The organism is Blautia sp. ZXY-1-B12 (assembly GCF_056339915.1).
The window spans coordinates 1-18,790 of the sequence record NZ_JBWJVP010000276.1 but is presented as its reverse complement, the minus strand read 5'-3'; the positions used below and the strand labels follow the sequence as shown (position 1 = coordinate 18,790).

18 protein-coding genes are annotated in these 18,790 nt (G+C 43.6%); 14 read left to right on the top strand and 4 right to left on the bottom strand.

Translation table 11 applies throughout. From position 1 onward, the window contains the following. Both AC075L_RS19605 and AC075L_RS19600 read right to left on the bottom strand, forming a co-directional pair. Positions 1-1,012: histidine phosphatase family protein (locus AC075L_RS19605; RefSeq protein WP_476388053.1), on the bottom strand; the 1,012-nt coding region annotated here is incomplete at its 3' end. Then, positions 1,005-1,934, bottom strand: a complete 930-nt coding sequence (locus tag AC075L_RS19600; RefSeq protein ID WP_055059912.1) for an NTP transferase domain-containing protein — start codon at positions 1,932-1,934, stop codon at positions 1,005-1,007. The genes AC075L_RS19600 and AC075L_RS19605, both read right to left, overlap by 8 nt. Before the next feature lie 210 nt (positions 1,935-2,144). On the opposite strand from AC075L_RS19600, the gene AC075L_RS19595 reads away from it, so the two are divergent. The 8 genes from AC075L_RS19595 to AC075L_RS19560 all read left to right on the top strand — a co-directional run bounded on the left by AC075L_RS19595 (position 2,145) and on the right by AC075L_RS19560 (position 11,287). Beyond that, positions 2,145-2,405: a hypothetical protein gene (locus AC075L_RS19595; RefSeq protein WP_008708070.1), complete on the top strand. Its 261-nt coding sequence runs from the start codon at positions 2,145-2,147 to the stop codon at positions 2,403-2,405. A 36-nt stretch (positions 2,406-2,441) separates the two neighbouring features. Next, positions 2,442-5,204, top strand: a complete 2,763-nt coding sequence (locus AC075L_RS19590; protein ID WP_055059913.1) for a molybdopterin-dependent aldehyde oxidoreductase — start codon at positions 2,442-2,444, stop codon at positions 5,202-5,204. Positions 5,205-5,287: 83 nt separating this feature from the next. Then, on the top strand, positions 5,288-7,582 hold the full coding sequence (locus AC075L_RS19585; protein ID WP_055059914.1) for a pyridine nucleotide-disulfide oxidoreductase/dicluster-binding protein: 2,295 nt from the start codon (positions 5,288-5,290) through the stop codon (positions 7,580-7,582). Further along, positions 7,582-7,803 (top strand): DVU_1557 family redox protein, encoded by a 222-nt coding sequence (locus AC075L_RS19580; RefSeq protein WP_005427475.1) that lies wholly within the window; start codon positions 7,582-7,584, stop codon positions 7,801-7,803. The genes AC075L_RS19585 and AC075L_RS19580 overlap by 1 nt, the downstream gene beginning before the upstream one ends. Further along, positions 7,804-8,337: a class I SAM-dependent methyltransferase gene (locus tag AC075L_RS19575; protein WP_022380795.1), complete on the top strand. Its 534-nt coding sequence runs from the start codon at positions 7,804-7,806 to the stop codon at positions 8,335-8,337. 3 nt (positions 8,338-8,340) lie between these two features. After that, complete coding sequence (locus tag AC075L_RS19570; RefSeq protein ID WP_118409064.1) at positions 8,341-8,772, top strand: DVU_1555 family C-GCAxxG-C-C protein; 432 nt, start codon at positions 8,341-8,343, stop codon at positions 8,770-8,772. Further along, the gene (gene trsS / locus AC075L_RS19565) at positions 8,769-10,094 is read left to right on the top strand and encodes a radical SAM (seleno)protein TrsS (RefSeq protein WP_476388052.1); all 1,326 of its coding nucleotides are present in this window, start codon (positions 8,769-8,771) and stop codon (positions 10,092-10,094) included. The genes AC075L_RS19570 and trsS overlap by 4 nt, the downstream gene beginning before the upstream one ends. 20 nt (positions 10,095-10,114) lie before the next feature. Further along, entirely contained in the window at positions 10,115-11,287 is a 1,173-nt protein-coding gene (locus AC075L_RS19560; RefSeq protein WP_118409111.1) for a DVU_1553 family AMP-dependent CoA ligase, read from the top strand. Between the two features lie 75 nt (positions 11,288-11,362). On the opposite strand, the gene AC075L_RS19555 is transcribed toward AC075L_RS19560, so the two are convergent. Both AC075L_RS19555 and AC075L_RS19550 read right to left on the bottom strand, forming a co-directional pair. Beyond that, complete coding sequence (locus AC075L_RS19555; RefSeq protein WP_118409112.1) at positions 11,363-12,100, bottom strand: DUF5714 domain-containing protein; 738 nt, start codon at positions 12,098-12,100, stop codon at positions 11,363-11,365. A 5-nt stretch (positions 12,101-12,105) separates the two neighbouring features. Then, positions 12,106-13,137 (bottom strand): 3-deoxy-7-phosphoheptulonate synthase, encoded by a 1,032-nt coding sequence (locus tag AC075L_RS19550; protein ID WP_118409065.1) that lies wholly within the window; start codon positions 13,135-13,137, stop codon positions 12,106-12,108. A gap of 291 nt (positions 13,138-13,428) precedes the next feature. Between AC075L_RS19550 and AC075L_RS19545 the strand changes: the two genes are divergently transcribed. The 6 genes from AC075L_RS19545 to AC075L_RS19520 all read left to right on the top strand — a co-directional run. Beyond that, positions 13,429-13,665 carry a hypothetical protein gene (locus AC075L_RS19545; protein WP_020437247.1) on the top strand — a complete coding sequence of 79 codons (237 nt, stop codon included), beginning with the start codon at positions 13,429-13,431 and terminating at the stop codon, positions 13,663-13,665. Positions 13,666-13,741: 76 nt separating this feature from the next. Beyond that, a complete protein-coding gene (locus AC075L_RS19540) occupies positions 13,742-14,260 on the top strand; it encodes a GNAT family N-acetyltransferase (protein ID WP_118409066.1) in 519 nt (172 codons plus the stop codon). A 31-nt stretch (positions 14,261-14,291) separates the two neighbouring features. Then, complete coding sequence (locus tag AC075L_RS19535) at positions 14,292-14,990, top strand: metallophosphoesterase (protein WP_118409067.1); 699 nt, start codon at positions 14,292-14,294, stop codon at positions 14,988-14,990. Between the two features lie 96 nt (positions 14,991-15,086). Then, positions 15,087-16,172: a leucine-rich repeat protein gene (locus AC075L_RS19530; RefSeq protein WP_118409068.1), complete on the top strand. Its 1,086-nt coding sequence runs from the start codon at positions 15,087-15,089 to the stop codon at positions 16,170-16,172. A gap of 21 nt (positions 16,173-16,193) precedes the next feature. Continuing rightward, entirely contained in the window at positions 16,194-17,561 is a 1,368-nt protein-coding gene (locus AC075L_RS19525; protein WP_118409113.1) for a vWA domain-containing protein, read from the top strand. A 55-nt stretch (positions 17,562-17,616) separates the two neighbouring features. Beyond that, on the top strand, positions 17,617-18,790 hold a 1,174-nt coding region (locus AC075L_RS19520), incomplete at its 3' end, for an ATP-binding protein (RefSeq protein ID WP_476388051.1).

Sequence of the window (18,790 nt, the reverse complement as noted above, 5' to 3'; positions counted from 1 at the left end):
GCTGCTCATGAGCTTTGCGAGCTTCCGGACTTTTGCATTTACTCATGCTGTCGGCAAATCTTTTTTCTATGGTTACACGCTGTGTTTCCTGAATCAGTTTATCAGCCAGAAATACAATAGCTGCTTCATCCAGCGTGGCTTCCAACAGACCATGGTGCTGTGAAATGATCTGGCTGATCTCAGGATAACCTAACTGTAAGAAAAGTTCACCGCCTGTTTTCGCGTGATGCCTCTGAAGTCTGGCAATATCATGCAGAAGTGCACCGGAGCGAACAAGCTTCTGGTCAAAGATATAACCATTGGATTCCAGCATATTGCATAAACAACAGGCAAGTTCAGTAACAGCATCACTGTGAGCTTGTACATGACGGGGCAGAGAAACAGCATTGCGAAGCCTGAGACATAGTCCGTCATTTAATTCAGGATGAGGCAGTATATAACTGGGATCAGAGAAAGAAATATTATTTTTTTCATTCACTTCCAGATGATAGTAAGAGCCGCAGGGCAGACGAAACTGCTGCCTGCTGTACATATCAGAATGTAATGCATGTAAATAAGAAGAGATTACATCTGTATGAGTTACCACTGCAATATCACCTTCAGAAGCGCAAAGAATCTTATGAACTGCCTGCGAAAAGCGAAAACCAGATGCAGCAGGAGTTTCTGCTCCCGGGATCGGATGATCAGGGTTATTCCCACGCGCTTTATAAATGTCCGGCCATCTCTGGCGTATTTCATCAAAAGAAAGGCCATCCCATTCTCCCAGATTTCGTTCTGACAGATCAGAAACAATGATATGTGGAAGCTCAGGTGCCATATGGCCTGCTGTCTCAACAGTTCTTAACAAAGGACTGCAGTATACCCCTGATATTTTATCGGACAATTCTTCATTAAGAAGGACTGCCTGCAGATGTCCAAGCATGGATAGAGAGAAATCTGTCTGTCCTACACAGTAAGAATGTTCATCCGGATACTGTGGTTTTCCATGCCGGACCAGATAAAGGTTACGCATTTAAAAACCCTCCGAAACATTCTTCAAATATTTTTTTTGAACAGGAACGTGTTTCTTCTGAAAAACGGGCATATCGTTTCAGAAATTCTTCGCCGTATGGTGTCAGTTCGCTATGGCTTCCCCTTGTACCGCCCTGGCTTCTGATGATCAGAGGTTCATGAAGCTGTGATTCCAGGGTATGGATCAGGTTCCAGCTGGTAGAATAGGAAATGTGCATGCGCTCACAGGCATCGCGGACAGATCCTGTTTCATGGATCAGTGTAAGCAGCGAATAGAGTTTTTCATCAAAAAAAACTTTTTCCCGGGCTAGCTGAATATGGATTTCAGAACGGATCAGACTCTGGTTGTGTATGCGGAGAAGTTCAGCATAATCCTCTGGTGTATCAGCATCATGAATAATACCAGGATCCTTTACATTAAGATAATACATGGGTTCCCCGCAGTTATCCACAGCACCTTTAAGTCCTGATTTTCCGTCATCACTTAGGATGGAATCAATCAGTGTGGAACGGATCAGAATGGGATGACCGGGATTGCCATTACAGACCGGAGTTACAAGGGGACGCCCCAGAGAGAGCATTTGAGTGACTGTCTGGGCTGTGAACAGCGGAACATCAACAGGTGTAAAGAGCACCGTATCCACTTTGTCTTTCAGATACTCAAGTCCGATTCGGACAGAATCAAACATATGAGTGTTTGCATAGTTCTCATTTCGAAGAAAGACTACATTATTGGAAGCCAGGTGGCATTCCAGAACATCTGCATGATATCCGGTTACCACTACTACTTTGGAGATTCCGGCCTGCCGGAAATTATTGATCACGCGCTGTGCGATGGAAATGGAGCCAAGCTGAAGCATGGGTTTAAAGTCTACCATTCGTGATGATTTCCCCGCAGCCACGATGAGGGCGCCTGTCTGCATTTAGATACCTCCTTCTTTCAATGATATTATACAAATTTGATATTATTATAACATATAAAAGAATAAAAATAGTTAAAATTTTAAATAAAACAAAATAAAATTGTCTGCAATATATAAAATAGCCAACTATTAATTATTTGTAATTTGTATAATTGTGCAAAATTATGGTAGTATGGATATATAAAATAACGTGGACAGGAGAACTTTTTTATGGATAAGATTTTTGAGATTACCGCAAAAGAAGTTACTGTACAGGTAAAAGATGAGCGTACAGGGGTTGTATATAGCCGGACGCTTCCCATCGATTATTATGAGAATGCAAATGTTTTAAAGCTCAGCGGTGAGAATCTGGACGGGAGCAGCTCTTCCATTGTTTTCTATTCCGCCAGAGGAATAGAGAGACTGAAAGATCTGACAGGCAGGGGAGCTGACCATGATTCGTGCGGAACACATAAGCCTGAAGATCAGTAAGATTGAAATGAATTTTTTTAAAAGGAGGAATGGGACATGATTAAAAAGACATTGAAGATTAATGGTGTTGAGAGAATACTTATTCTTGATAAGGATGAGACACTGGCGCAGGTGCTCCGTGATCACCTTCTTCTTACAGGATGTAAGATTGGCTGCGGTGAAGGTCACTGTGGAGCCTGTAATGTTATTATGAACGGAAAAGTCACAAGATCCTGTATCTACAAGATGAGCCGTGTTCCCGATCATGCAGAGATCACAACCATTGAAGGTGTGGGAACACTTTCTGATATGCATCCAATCCAGGTTGCATGGATGGCATATGGATGCGCACAGTGCGGTTTCTGTTCACCGGGATTTATTATTTCAGCAAAAGTGCTTCTGGACAATAATCCAAGTCCTACCCGTGAGGAGGTAAGAGACTGGTTTAACAAACAGCGTAATCTCTGCCGTTGTACAGGCTATAAGCCGCTGATCGATGCTACTATGGCTGCAGCAGCAGTTATGCGCGGCGAGATGACAAAGGAAGACCTTGTGTTCAAACAGACAGGTGATTCTATTGTTGGAACAAATTATATCCGTCCGTCAGCAGCACAGAAGGTAACAGGTACCTGGGATTTTGGTGCAGATGATGCATTAAAGATGCCATCAGGAACACTTCGCCTTGCTCTTACACAGGCAAAGGTTTCTCATGCAAATATTCTCAATATTGACACAGCAGAAGCAGAGAGTATGCCTGGTGTTGTTCGTGTTATCACAGCAAAAGATATTAAGGCAGCAGGCGGAACCAATAAGATCAATGGTCTTGTAATGCTTCCAAAACACAACAAGACAGACGGTTTCGAACGTCCTGTACTTTGCGATGAAAAAATCTTCCAGTTTGGTGATGCGATTGCCATCGTAGCTGCTGATACAGAAGAGCATGCAAGGGCAGCAGCAGAAGCAGTTAAAGTTGAGATCGAAGAGCTTCCTGCATATATGAATGCAATGGATGCCATCGCACCGGATGCGGCAGAGATTCATCCCGGTATTCCGAACGCATTCTTTGAGACAAACTGTATCAAGGGTCCTGATTTTGACTGGGACAGCATTCCGGATTCACAGCAGGTTGAGATCGAATCTTACTGTTCACGTCAGCCTCATCTTCATCTTGAGCCGGACTGCGGTTATGGTTACATTGACGAAGACGGTATGATAACTGTTCATTCCAAATCCATTGGTATCCATCTGCATATGCCTATGATCGCTGATGGTATCGGTGTGCCAATGGAGAACTTACGAATTGTTCAAAACCATGCAGGAGGAACCTTTGGTTACAAGTTCTCTCCTACAAATGAGGCTCTGATCGGCGCTGCTGTTAAGATCCTTGAACGTCCTGTGTCTCTGGTATTTAATCAGTTCCAGAATATTACTTATACAGGAAAGAGATCCCCTGCATTTATGAATATCAAGCTTGCAGCAGATGAAAATGGTAAGCTTCTTGCACTCTGGGGCAATAACTATGTGGATCATGGTCCATACTCAGAATTCGGTGATCTGCTTACAATGAGACTTTCCCAGTTTACAGGTGCAGGCTATGGAATCAATTCTATCCGTAACAAATCTACAACAGTGTTTACAAACCATGCATGGGGTTCAGCATTCCGTGCTTACGGATCTCCTCAGTCTTATATGGGATCTGAGATTGCGATAGATGTTCTGGCTGCAAAGATGGGAATCGACCCCTTCGATATCCGTGAAATGAACTGTTACAAAGAATCAGAAGGCAGTACGATCCCTACAGGTTATCCGCCTGAAGTATACTGTGAAGAAGAACTGTTCAAGACAGCTCGTCCACTGTATGAAGCAGCTAAGAAACGTGTGGCTGAAAAGAATGCAGCTTCTGATGGCAAGATCAAATATGGTATCGGTGTATCTCTCGGTGTATATGGCTGTGGTCTTGATGGTGTTGATACATCAAACGCATTTGCAGAGCTGAATCCGGATGGAACAGTTACAATGTATGCTGCATGGGAAGATCACGGACAGGGCGCTGATATGGGGGTTCTTGTATCATCACATGAAACACTTCGTCAGGCAGGAATCAGACCGGAACAGATCAAACTTGTTATGAATGATACCAAGACATGTCCTAATGCAGGTCCTGCAGGTGGATCACGTTCACAGGTTATGTCAGGTAATGCATGTCGTCTGGCAGCAGAAAACCTTGTGGCAGCCATGAAGAAAGAAGACGGAACCTTCCGTACTTATGATGAGATGGTGGCTGAGGGTCTTGCAACAAAATATGAAGGTAACTGGGTGACAACCTTCTGTGCAGATCATCCGATCGATCAGGATACAGCACAGGGTGATCCGTTTGCAACCTACATGTATACGATCTTCCTTCCGGAAGTTGCTGTTAATACAGAAACAGGTAAAGTTAAAGTTGAAAAATTCACCTGTGTGGCTGACGTAGGTACCATCATGAACAGACTTCTTGTAGAAGGCAACTTCTACGGCGGCCTTGTACAGGGTATTGGTCTTGCTCTTACAGAAGATTTCGAGGATCTGAACCATGATACTTCTCTGAAGAACTGTGGCATTCCGTATCCAAATGATGCGCCGGATGATATTGAACTTCATTTCAATGAAACATATCGCCCAAGCGGTCCTTACGGTGCTGCCGGCTGTGGTGAGGCTCCGCTGGATGCTCCTCATCCTGCAATCCTGAATGCGATCTACAATGCTACAGGCGCACGTATCACACGTGTTCCTGCCCGTCCTGAAAAGGTTCTTGCAGCATTAAAGGAACTTGAGAAATAACTGTCAGTATAATTTTATCATGTGATATAATAAGGGGAGACGGGAGACTGTCTCCCCTTTGGAAATGAAAGGAGTATCGGGTTATGACATATATACAGGAAAGAGGTTCCACTCATGTTTATCACGTAAATCGAATGTCAAAGGAAGAGATGGATCATATGATCAGCCTCTGTGTTCATGAACAGCCGGCGTACTGTGTTGCAGCCTGTCCTTTCAAAGCAGATACAAAAGAAATGCTGTTTTATGCTGCAAAAGGAAACTTTAAGAAAGCTCTGGCTATCTATGAAAAGATCACACCATTTCCCATGATCCTCTGTAACGGATGTACTGCACCATGTGAGGAAAAATGCAGACTCTGTGAGCTAGGTGATGGCATATCCATACGTGAAGTAGAGCGTGCCATTGTACGATATGGGGAACCTGGAAAACGGAGCAGTGTATTTCGTATCAGAAAGAAAAAAAAGGCTGTGATCTTTGGCTCAGGATTGTTCCCGCTGTTTCTTGCAGGGGAACTGGAAAAGAAGATGTATCCTGCAACCATTTACTGTCAGGAGAAAGATTATGAAGCCTATATTGCAGCAGCAGCTCCGGAGCTTTTGGAATCAGATCGCAAAAATGAGGTAAAACGTCTCAGTTCCATGGACCTTTCCTTTGAATTCGGATGCAGTCTTGACCTTCCGTTTATCAGAGCGAAAATGAAGGAGGCAGATGTGGTCTGTGCTTCAGAGGAGGTGGCCAAAAAGCTGGCTCCAGAGGAAACAGCAGACGCAGAGATCATGCTGAGAGAACAGGCGGGAATTGTCAGCGGTCCGGTCCGGTCTGTGATGGATGCAGCTTTTGCTGCAAAGAGAGCTGCCCTGACTGTAGACCTCCTTGTACAGAATCTTTCGCCCCACAGCAACAGAGGCAGTGAAGGAGCAGTTACCACCAGGCTCTATACAAATATGGACGGGATGAAAGGCTCCAAAAAGATTCCCTGCAGCACAGATGGATATTCAAAAGAAGAAGCTATTGAGGAAGCAAAGCGATGCATTCAGTGTCACTGTGATGAGTGTATGAAAAGCTGTGTCTATTTAAGGGAATATAAAAAGCATCCGGGTCTTCTTGCACGTGAGATTTATAATAATACCCAGATCATTATGGGAGATCACCAGATGAATAAACCGATGAATTCCTGTTCACTCTGCGGACAGTGTACTGTAACCTGTCCAAATGGGTTTGATATGAGCCAGGTCTGCAAATCTGCAAGAGAAAACATGGTATCTACAGACAAAATGCCTCTGGCACCTCATGAATTTGCACTGATGGATATGCTGTTCTCCAATTCGGAGGCTTTCTTATGCAGACCTCAGCCGGGATATGAAACCTGCAGATATGTATTTTTCCCAGGATGTCAGGCAGGAGCTATAGCGCCGGATGTTGTCACAGAGGCATATGAGGATCTGTGCAGGAGGACAGAGGGCGGTGTTGCTCTGATGCTGGGATGCTGTGGTGCTATCAGTGAATGGGCAGGACGCTATGAAATGACAGAAAAGGTAAATGAACAGTTGAAGCAGGAGCTTGCAAAACTGGGAGATCCTATGATTATAGCAGGCTGTCCAAGCTGTATGAAACAGTTAAAAGAGAGTCTTGGCGCCAAAGTCACAGGAATCTGGGAGATCTTAAAGGAAATCGGACTTCCCGGACAGGCAAAAGGACTGGAGATACCTGTTGCAATACATGATGCCTGCGGTGCCAGGGGAGATACACAGACACAGGATACAATAAGAGAGCTTCTTGCAGATATGGGGTGCACTGTTGTAAATACAGAATATTCCAGAGATCGGTCTCCCTGCTGCGGATACGGCGGACTGACTGCCTACGCTAATAAAGAGATGGCAGATAAAATGACAGAAAAGTGTCTGGAACGATCCGATTGCCCATATATAACGTACTGCATGGCATGCAGGGACCGATTTGTCAGGGAAGGCAGGGAATCCAGACATATCCTGGAACTTCTGTATGGTATAAATGCCGCCAATATGCCGGATATCAGTGAGAAACGCTACAACCGGCTTGAGCTAAAAGAGAAGCTTTTAAAAAATATATGGAATGAGGAACTGATGATGGAGAAAAAAGATTATACCGTTGCATATACAGAAGATGCCATCAGTATGATGGATGAACGTATGATCCTGAAAAGCGATGTGGAGCGTGTATTATCAGATTACAGAGAAAATCAGGAAGCGATCTTTGATGAAGAGACAAAAGAACTGGTGACAAGGAGCAGACTTGGAAATGTTACATTCTGGGTGAGATTTGTGGAAACAGAAGAAGGGTATCTGGTACGCAGAGCATACAGTCATAGAATGAATATTATGAAAAGGGTGGGACAGTAATGGCAGTAGAGAGAACATATTATACCATTGATCCTGAGGGAAAGCTGACCTGCATGAAATGCAAGGTTCCTCTTGTAAAGGGAAAAGCAAAATTTATGTATCTGGAGAACGGTTTTCCTGTTGAGATGCCGGTCTGTCCCAAATGTGGCTTTGTCTATGTTCCGGAAGAACTGGCTCTTGGAAAGGTTTTGGCAGTGGAACGTGCACTGGAGGATAAATAGATGAACAGACATCCCGGCAGGGAAGAGCAGACAATTCATCTTCTGAAAAGCATAGAACTGAAAAAAGGAATGAAAGCTCTGGATCTGGGAGCAGGAGAGGGAGAGACCGTGCGGATCATGAAAGCATTTGGTCTGAATGTGCAGGGTGTGGATCTTGTTCCGCGAAGCAGTGAGGTGCAGCAGGGAGATTTTCTGGACCTTCAGTATGCAGCAGACAGTATGGATCTCTGTATCAGCCAGTGTGCATTTTTTGTCAGCAGAGATCAGAAAAAGGCAGTCTCTGAATGCTGGCGTGTACTGAAAAAGGGAGGATTTCTTTTGCTGTCAGATCTGGATCCGGGCAATCTTCTGGAAATTGTGAAAGAAACAGGGTTTACGATTCTCTGTCAGGAGGATCAGACTGCTCTCTGGAGAGAATATTATCTGGAAGCAATCTGGAATGATTCATTCTGCTGCGAGGATCATAAGCTTCTGCAGAAAGAATACAAAGGCAGAAAAATAGGCTATACCATGGTGGTTGGCAGAAAGGAGTAATGTATGGATCTTTACGAAAGAATAATGGAATTAGGCAGCATGGGATATCATTGTTCACAGATCATTATGATCATGACTCTGGAAACCATAGGAGAGGAAAATCCACAGCTTGTAAAGGCAATGGGAGGCCTTGGCGGAGGAATCGGTTACTGTGGAGATACCTGCGGATGTCTGACAGGAAGTGCCTGTGCCATCGGATATTTTCTCGGAAATCTGGCTCCTGCGGAGAAGGAAGATGCACAGATGAAACCGGCTGTACAGGAATTATATCAGTGGTTCCGCCAGAAGACAGAGGAAGAATTCGGAGCTTTTTACTGTAAGGATATCACTCATCTGGACTGGGGTGTGATCATGGAGAAATGTCCTGGACTTATTGCAGATACTTATACAAAAGTTATGGAAATTCTGACAGAGCGGGAGGTACTGGAGCTTTGATCACCATCGGCAAAACAAAGAGTGTCTGTCCGGAATGTATGAAGGTAGTTCCTGCCATAAAAGGTATCGGTGAAGACGGGATCTATCTGGTAAAGGAATGCAATGCTCATGGAAAATTTCAGACCCTGATCTGGGAAGGAAATGCAGCAGATTATCTTTCCTGGGGAAGAGAAAATCTCTCAGCAGAAACGCCTGTAAATCCGAAGGTTAAAGAAAAATCCTGTCCGGATAATTGCGGACTCTGTGAGGAACATGAAAGAAAAGGCTGCTGTATGATCCTGGAAGTTACAAAACGCTGTAATATGCATTGTCCTGTCTGCTTTGCTTCAGCAGGAGAAGACAGGGAAAAGGGAGATATTCCCATCTGTGAAATAGAAAAACAGTATGATTTTCTGATGGCTCACGGAGGTCCCTTTAATATACAGCTTTCAGGAGGAGAACCAACCATGAGGGACGATCTGCTTGAAATCATACATATGGGAAGAGAAAAAGGATTTACATTTTTTCAGTTAAATACCAATGGGATCCGGCTTGCCAGGGAGGAGGGGTATGCCGGAAAGCTGAAAAAAGCAGGACTGAATACAGTATTTCTTCAGTTTGACGGTGTGACAGATCAGGTTTATGAGACTTTACGTGGACAGGCTATGATGGAACTGAAGAAAAAGGCGGTCTTAAACTGCTCAGAAGCAGAGCTTGGTATTGCTCTTGTGCCGGTCATTGCGCCGGGAGTAAATGATATGCAGGTAGGGAATATTCTGAAATTTGGTCTGGATCATATGCCCTTTGTTCGTGGCGTACATTTTCAGCCTATCAGTTATTTTGGCAGATGTTCCCAGAAGCGCCCCCAAAATCCCATCACCATACCAAAGATGCTGAGACTTATTGAAGAACAGACAGAGGGACTGATGAAAATTGAGGATTTTGCAGGCGGCGGCGCAGAGAATCCCTACTGCTCCTTTCATGCAAGTTATCTGAGAAAAGGAGAGCGGGAACTGAAGCTTCTTGAAAAAAAATCAGGAAAAGGATGCTGCTGTACTACCAGTGATGATTCCAGGCAGTATGTGGAAAATCAGTGGAGCTACAGTACAAAAACCTATGATGAGGGAGAAATGACACAGACAGATGCGCTAGATGAGTTTCTGATCCGGATACATAATGAAACCTTTGCAGTATCAGGTATGATCTTTCAGGATGCCTGGAATCTGGATCTTGACCGTCTGAAACGCTGTTATATCTGTGAAGTGGATCCTGATCACGGAATGGTACCGTTCTGTGCATATAATCTGACTAATCTGAAAGGAATATATTTATACAGAAAGTGAAACGATCCAATATAGATGCAATGATCTGTAGGCAGGAAAAAATTACAGATATTACAAGGGAAACAATAAACAAAATACAGTTGGATAAACTGAATGCTGTTCTGAAAAGAGAAAAAGAAAGGCAGGGATTTTATAGAGATCTGCCGGAAAGGCTGGAAAGCATTGATGATCTGAAAACCCTTCCCTTTACAACGGAATCCGACCTTGCTCAGAAAGGGGGCAGGATGTTACTGTGCTCTCAGGGAGAAATACAGAGGATCATTTCAGAACAGACAAGCGGAACAACAGGTGCAGGTAAACGTGTATTTTATACAGAAGGAGATTGTGAACATACCATAGAACTTTTTATGGCCGGACTTGGTGAGTTTATTTATCCGGGAAGCAGGACTATGGTTGCCATGCCGTTTTCAGGTCCTTCTGGACTGGGAGAGCTGATCGCAGAAGCAATCAGACGTATAGGAGCACACCCCCTTTTAACCGGGAACAATAAAACCTATGGTGAGTTAAAAACAATTCTGGAAGAGGAGCGGCCGGATACTTATGTAGGTATGCCGACAGCACTGCTTTCCATGCTCAGAATGTGTGGAAAAGGCAGTATAAAGAGAGCACTGATATCAGGGGATGCCTGTCCGGAAACAGTAATGAAAGCAATAGAAAAAATTTTGGGAACACCACTCTGGCCTCATTATGGTTCCAGAGAGATGGGGCTTGGGGGTGCGATTTGCTGTCAGGCTCATGAGGGCATGCACATGAGGGAGAATCATTGTATCACAGAGATCATAGATAAAGAGGGAAATGTTCTGCCTGACGGTCAATGGGGAGAACTGGTGATCACAACCATTGGGATGGAGGCACAGCCTATGATCAGATACAGGACCGGCGATCATACACGTATCATCCCCGGAAAATGTATCTGCGGAAGTGAGGTAAGGCGTCTGGATTTTGTAAGGCGCATCGACCAGTCCAAAAGTATGAGAGAAATGGATGAATTACTGTTTCAGTTTCCGGAACTGGTAGATTACTGTGTAAGGAGTGTTGGAGGGAAAAAAGAAATCACAGCACTTTTTATATCAGATAACGGAGAAGAACTGATCAGAAATGTCTGCGCAGAGAAGAATATTATTTCTTTGGACTGCAGAAAAGCAGAATGGAGCGATAGGGCATTGTATCCTGCGAAACGTATTATTTTATAGAGAAACTATTAGAAAACAGAACGAAACCCATTGACTATCAGTCGGATTTCGTTCTGTTTTTTATTTTATGAATAGTTATTTGTTCACAGGATAATACGGACAGTCCTCTCTGATACATTCTTTATTATCTTCAAAATATTTACATAGTACAGAAGACAGCGGAATCTTTACAGAGCTGAACTGCCTGTAAAACCTGATCGCTTCTTCAATAGCAATTCTGCTGGTGCGTTTACAGCAGCGCGGACCACCAACATCAGCCAGTTTGGATAAAATAACAGAGACAAGCTTCTGAGGAAAGGGCCATGCATCCTTATGGAGGGGACCGGATCCGGTCATAACGGACATAAAGATTCCGGCACCTGCTGCTGCACCACACACTCCCCAGTAACCGCAGGTACCACCGGGAACCTGCTTCGCTCTTTTACAGATTTCAGATAATGCGGTATCGTAATTCATACGCTCTCCATTATTGCGAAGTGCAGTCAGAAGAACACTGGGAACAATGGCATGATGTTCAGGTCCATGCATGTGGACAGAAGGAAGGTCCATGATCTCTTCCAGAAGCAGCAGGGGATCCTTCTCTGTGCTGCTTCTGAGGGCTGTGCTCACCGGTATATAAGTACCATAGCTGTGACAGGCATCACAGACAAAATGGCCATTTTCACAGACAGTATTTGTCAGCTGCTCTTTGTGGCAGATGCTGCAGGTTTTCACAGAACTTTCGACGCTGTATGTGACCGGTGCTCCACAGATCAGGCAGCCTGAAAAATGTTCTGTCTCTCCACAACAGCAGGAATTATTTGTATTATCCATAAAAATCAGCATTTCTCAGCAATATCATAGATAAGCCGTTCTGTATCTTCCCATCCGAGGCAAGGATCTGTGATGGAACAGCCAGGAGTCATATGATCACTGATATCCTGACGGCCCTCCAGAAGGTAGCTTTCAATCATAACACCTTTTACCAGCTTTTTAAGTTCCGGATTATAGTTACGGCTGTGAAGTACTTCTGAAACAATACGGATCTGTTCCTTGTATTGCTTGTTGGAGTTTGAGTGGTTGGCATCTATGATGATGGCAGGGTTCTTAAGGTCCTTTTTGGCATACAAAGCAGACAGATGTATCAGATCTTCATAGTGGTAATTAGGAATAGTCTGTCCGTACTGGTTTACACCACCTCTGAGAATTGTGTGTGCCAGATCATTTCCTGAAGTTTCCACATCATTTCCTCTGTAGATGAAGTGGTGAGGATGCTGTGCAGCAGTGACAGAATTCAGCATAACAGAGAGATCACCGCTGGTAGGATTCTTCATACCGACAGGAATATCCATGCCACTGGCAGTGAGACGATGCTGCTGGTTCTCCACAGAACGTGCACCTACAGCTTCATAGGAGAGAATATCATCCAGATAGCTGCGGTTTTCAGGATAAAGCATCTCATCTGCAGAAGAGAGTCCTGTCTCCTGCATAACTCTCATGTGCATCTTGCGGATAGCAATAATTCCGGCAAGAAGGTCAGGAGCCTTATCAGGGTCTGGCTGATGAAGCATTCCTTTGTAACCGTCACCTGTGGTACGGGGCTTATTTGTATAAACTCGCGGGATGATCATCAGTTTGTCAGAGACTTTATCTGCCACTGTTTTCAGTTTGCGTACATATTCGCAGACTGTATCTTCGTTATCAGCGGAACAAGGTCCTACAAGGACGATAAATTTATCTGATTCACCGGTGAAGATACGGCGTATTTCTTCATCGCGCTGTTTTTTTACTTCTTTGAGTTCCTGGCTGAGAGGGTACTGAGATTTCAGAACCTCCGGTAAAGGGAGCTCGTGATTGATTTTCATAGACATGATCTGTTTCCTCCATATAAGTACATGCAGGTCTTTGATAATGCCGGAACTCAGGAATATTTTATACCTGACCGGACTGCCTGCACATTTTCCTTTACAAGTATAACATGGTGTTATCTAAAATTCCAGTACTTTAACACTTTAAACCGACATATTTTGAGAGAATGTAATCAGACCGTTTTTTATGCCTGTTTCTTAGCTTCACAAAAATGCTTTCAGATGTTACAATCAAATAAAAGATATAAGGAAAGAAATATCAAAAGAATACCAAAGAAAGTCGGGGTGAAGGTTATGGAGATTAAGAGTATTTTGATAAAGGACACAACCAGAGAAGAAAGAAAACAGATTGTGGAGGAATCTTTTGGGAATATTTCTGCAAGCTGTGATGGCTGTATGGCGGGACTGACAGAGATGTATCAGGAATATATTGATGGTACAAAGGAAATCCGCGACATTAACATGGAGTTTAATGCACACTACGTACGGGAAGATTTGGATGAGAAATCAAAGAGAAGCTGCCCGATGTAGATAAAACAACTATATGGGAAACTTACAGATCTCGAATATACAGGAAATAACAAGATAGCAGGAGAAGGATAATAAAATGAGTACAAACAATATGGATAGATTTGAATTTAGATGTATCAGACCGGAGGAGACACAGCAGGCAATAGAAATCGAGCAGATCTGTTTCCCGCCAAATGAGGCATGTTCCCCGAAAAGTCTGACAGAGAGAATAAAAGCAACAGCAGAGACATTTCTGGTAGCGGAGGATAAGGAAACCGGAAAGCTGGCTGCATTTCTTAATGGAGTTCCTACAGATGAGGAGGCTTTCAGAGATGAATTCTTCACAGATATTTCTCTGAGTAATCCTGAAGGCAAAAATATCATGCTTCTGGGTCTGGACGTCCGTCCGGAATATCGTATGCAGGGCCTGGGCCGTGAACTGGTATCCAGATACTGCCAGAGGGAAGCTCAAAAAGGACGAAAGAAACTGTTCCTCACCTGTCTGGATGAAAAAGTGAAGATGTATGAGAAATTCGGCTTTACAGATCTGGGCCAGGCAAATTCCACCTGGGGCGGAGAAGCTTGGCATGCCATGAGCATCGAGATTGAAAGATAATTAACAATCAGAACAGACAGGAGAGTGTACAATGAGCCTATACGCAATCGGTGATTTTCATCTTTCGTTTACAGTCAATAAACCTATGGATGTATTTGATAAAAGATGGAAGAATCATGTAGTTAAGATTGAGAAATACTGGAAGAGAAAAGTAACAGAGAATGATACAGTAGTGATTACCGGAGATCATTCCTGGGGGAGAGATCTTGCAGAGTGTCAGGCGGATCTGGATTTTATTATGGCTCTTCCGGGCAGGAAAATCCTGCTTCGGGGAAATCACGATATGTTCTGGGATGCAAAGAAAACAGAAAATCTGAATGAGATGTTCAGAGGAAAGCTGGAATTTTTGCAGAATAATTTTTATACATATGAGGATTATGCACTGGTGGGAACCAAGGGCTACTGTTATGAAGGAAAAGACAGTTATGAGCATTTCCTGAAGATCCGAGAGCGGGAACTGGGGCGGCTGCGCTGCTCTTTTGAAGGGGCGAAGGCAGCAGGATATGAGAAGTTTATCATGTTTCTTCATTATCCGCCTACAAGTATTGGAGAGATGGAGAGTCCGTTTACCCTGATGGCACAGGAATTTGGCGCCGAGAAGGTGATCTATTCTCACTGTCATGGAGAGAAGCGATATGATGACAGCTTTAAAGGCTATGTGGATGGAATAGAGTACAAGCTGGTGTCAGGAGACTATCTGAATTTTAAACCGGAGCTGGTTTTACGCTAATTATATTGTCTGGAAAAAATCCCTGGGAAGTATTATACTTTTCAGGGATGATTTTATGTGCTTTGAGAGAAAATATCTTCGGGGAGAAACGAGAAAATGAAGATTTACTACAGAGAGAAATCTGGCGGGATTGAAATTCTGCGGTGTTTTGGAATAGAGGGCAGAGTTGAGATTCCGGGAATGATAGATGACAAATTGGTAATTAGTGCAGCACCGTATGCATTTTCTAGCCATATGGATGAGAAGGAAGACCTGAAAAATGCCAGTCTGTGGGAAGTGTCAGATGGTCTTGAGTTTGGCAGAGAAGAGCATGTTCTGGCAGGAAATGACGTGGAGGAGATTGTTTTTCCTTACACTTTAAAAGAGATTGGACGATATATTTTTTATGGCTGCGGGAATCTGAAAAAGCTGGAGTTTTCTGACAGCCTGATGCAGATAGGCTGTGGTGCATTTACAGGCTGCCATGCATTGGAGAAGCTGACTGTGCATATGGAGCAGGGAAAGAAGTCTGGTGTTAAGGAAATGCTGGGCGAGATGTGGCAGAGGATAGATGTGAACTTTCTTTATGAGTATGAAGAAGCCAGACTTGTATTTCCGGAGCATTATGATGAGGCGGTTGAGAACACTCCGGCGCGTATTTTGTATACGGAATATCATGGATCAGGCAGTAATTACAGGCAGTGTTTTTATGATAAGGAGCTGAATTATCAGGAATATGACAGGCTTTTTGAAATGGCGGTAGCCATGGATAAGCTGGAAGTTCTGGTTGATATGTCATTTGGCAGATTGGAGTTTCCTTATGAACTGACCGGGAAAGCCAGGGAGAACTACAGGGAATATATCCGTAAGAATCTGGGAGATATTGCAGAATATCTGGTAAAGCAGGAGGATATGCACAGATTGGAAGTGATATCCTCGCAAAAACTCTGGACACTGGGAGGAATTGATTCTGCGTTGGATTGTGCATCTAAGAGAAAAGAAACGGAAGTATCCGCATTTTTGATGAATGAAAGAGCAAATCTGGTGGATAATACGGCAGGAAGTGAACGTATAGATGTGGATAAGCTGCAAAATAGTCAGGAAGCTGACAGGACAGAGCAGGGGAAAAATGAACAATCACAAACTACAGAAAAATCTTTGAATACAAGAACTATACTAAGAAAAAAGAGGTTTGAACTGTGATAGATATAGAGGAAAATAATGATGCAGCCAGAGGATAAAATACAGGAAATAGCAGAAAGAGCAGAGCGTTTGCAGGAAATCGGCAGCAGTATTCTTAGGGCTGCGCGGGATGAATTATATCTGGGAATGCGGTTTTTGGATGTGGCGCTGAGCAGTTTTTCTTATCAGATGGATGGTCAGGTCCATGGATTTGGAACGGATGGAAGAGTGATGTATTTCCAGCCGCAGATGCTGGGAGGCTTATATAGAGAGAATAGGATTCTGGTGAACAGAGGGTATCTGCATATGGTATTCCACTGTATTTTCCGGCATTTTGCATGGAGCGGTACAGAAGGTAAGAAGAGGGCAGACGATGGAATCACAATCCAGGAACGTATGCGTGATCTGAGTTGTGACATTGCAGTGGAGCATATGATAGATGGGATGAACTATCGGAGTATCCGTTTCTCACGCAGTCTTCTGCGAAGGGAAACTTACCGTCTCCTTGAAAAAGAGGGAAAAACCCTCAACGCACAGAGAGTATATAAAATATTGTCAGAATGGAATCTGAACGAAAAGGATCTTACAAATCTGGAACAGGAATTTCGCACAGATGACCACAGATACTGGGAAAGTAAGAAACCGGATCAGAAACCGAATCCCATGCTCAGCCGCAAATGGGGGGAGATCAATGATGGAATCGAGACGGATCTGGAAACCTTTTCCCAGGAAGCAGGTGAGCGGGACGGAGATTTCCTGGAGCAGATAAAAACAGAGAACAGAAGCAGGTATGATTACAGAGAATTCCTGCGGAAATTTGCAGTTTTTCATGAAGAACTGGCAGTGGATGATGACAGTTTTGATTACAATTTCTATACCTATGGTCTGCGTCTCTACGGAAACATGCCGCTGATCGAACCACTGGAATCTAAAGAAGTTAAGAAGATAGAGGAATTTGTGATCGTCATCGATACTTCCATGTCCTGTTCAGGAGAACTGGTGAGAAAGTTTCTGGAGGAAACCTACGGTGTACTTAGTGAGAGTGAGAGCTTTTTTACAAAAATAAATGTGCACATCATTCAGTGTGATGAGAAAGTCCACACAGATAAAAGGATCACCTCCCGGAAAGAAATGAAAGACTATATGGAACATCTGGAACTGTATGGAGATGGCGGAACAGACTTCAGGCCTGCATTTGAATGGGTGGACAAACTGCTGGAACAGCATGAATTTCATAACCTGAAAGGGATGATCTATTTTACAGACGGATTCGGAATTTACCCGAAGAAAATGCCGCCGTATAAGACTGCATTTGTGTTTATGCAGGATAATTACAGAGATGTGGATGTGCCGGTATGGGCCATGAAACTGATTTTGGATGAGGATGATTTTGAGAAACCAGACAGATAATGAAATAAAAAACTGAGTAAAAGTAAGAAGTGTTCAGCAGGAAAGGATTTATATTATGAATATAAAGCGAGCAAAACAGGAGATAAAGGACTCAATAGAAGCATACCTTGCGAAGGATGAATTTGGAGAATATCTGATCCCGGCCATACGCCAGAGACCAATTCTCCTTATGGGGGCACCGGGTATTGGAAAGACGCAGATCATGGAACAGATCGCCAGGGAATGTAAGGTAGGTCTGGTATCTTATACTATCACCCATCACACCCGTCAGAGTGCAGTAGGACTGCCGTTTATCAAAGAGAAAACCTTTGGTCAGGAGACTTTTTCTGTCACAGAATATACTATGAGTGAGATTATTGCCTCTGTCTATGAAAAGATGGAGAAGACAGGCCTGAAAGAAGGGATTCTTTTTATTGATGAGATCAACTGTGTATCAGAGACCCTGGCGCCTATGATGCTGCAGTTTCTTCAGGGAAAGACCTTTGGCAATCAGAAAGTACCGGAGGGATGGGTGATCGTGACAGCAGGAAACCCGCCGGAATACAATAAATCTGTCCGTGAATTTGATGTGGTAACTCTTGACAGAATCAAGAGGATTGATGTGCAGCCAGACTTTGAAGTATGGAAAGAATATGCCTATGAGCAGGGGATCCACCCTGCTGTGATCTCTTATCTGGAACTTCGCAGAAAGAATTTCTACAGAATGGAGAACACAGTAGACGGACGGATTTTTGCCACTGCCAGAGGCTGGGAAGATCTTTCTAGGCTGATACAGGTATATGAAACACTGGATAAAGAAGTGGACAGAGAGGTGGTATATCAGTATATCCAGCATCCAATGATCGCAAAAGATTTTGCCGCATATCTGGCATTATGCAATAAGTATAAGACAGACTATGCAGTGGAGGATCTGCTTCAGGGTAAATGGACACCGATCACTCTGGGTAAGATCCGCAATGCTTCACTGGATGAGCATCTGAGTATTGTTGGTCTGCTGAACGGAAAGCTCAGCCAGTTATTTGCAGACTGTTATTTTATGGATGCCTATGTGACAAAGCTCTATGGTTACATGACAGAATACAGAGATAACCTTCCGGAAATGACGCTGGAATCCATTTATAAAAAGGCAGAAAATGATTTTCAGACTACAAAAAAATCTGAGCTTCTCACTAAAAATGAAGAAAAAGTATTTATCCGTACAGTGGATTTTCTTGAGAAATTATGGATAG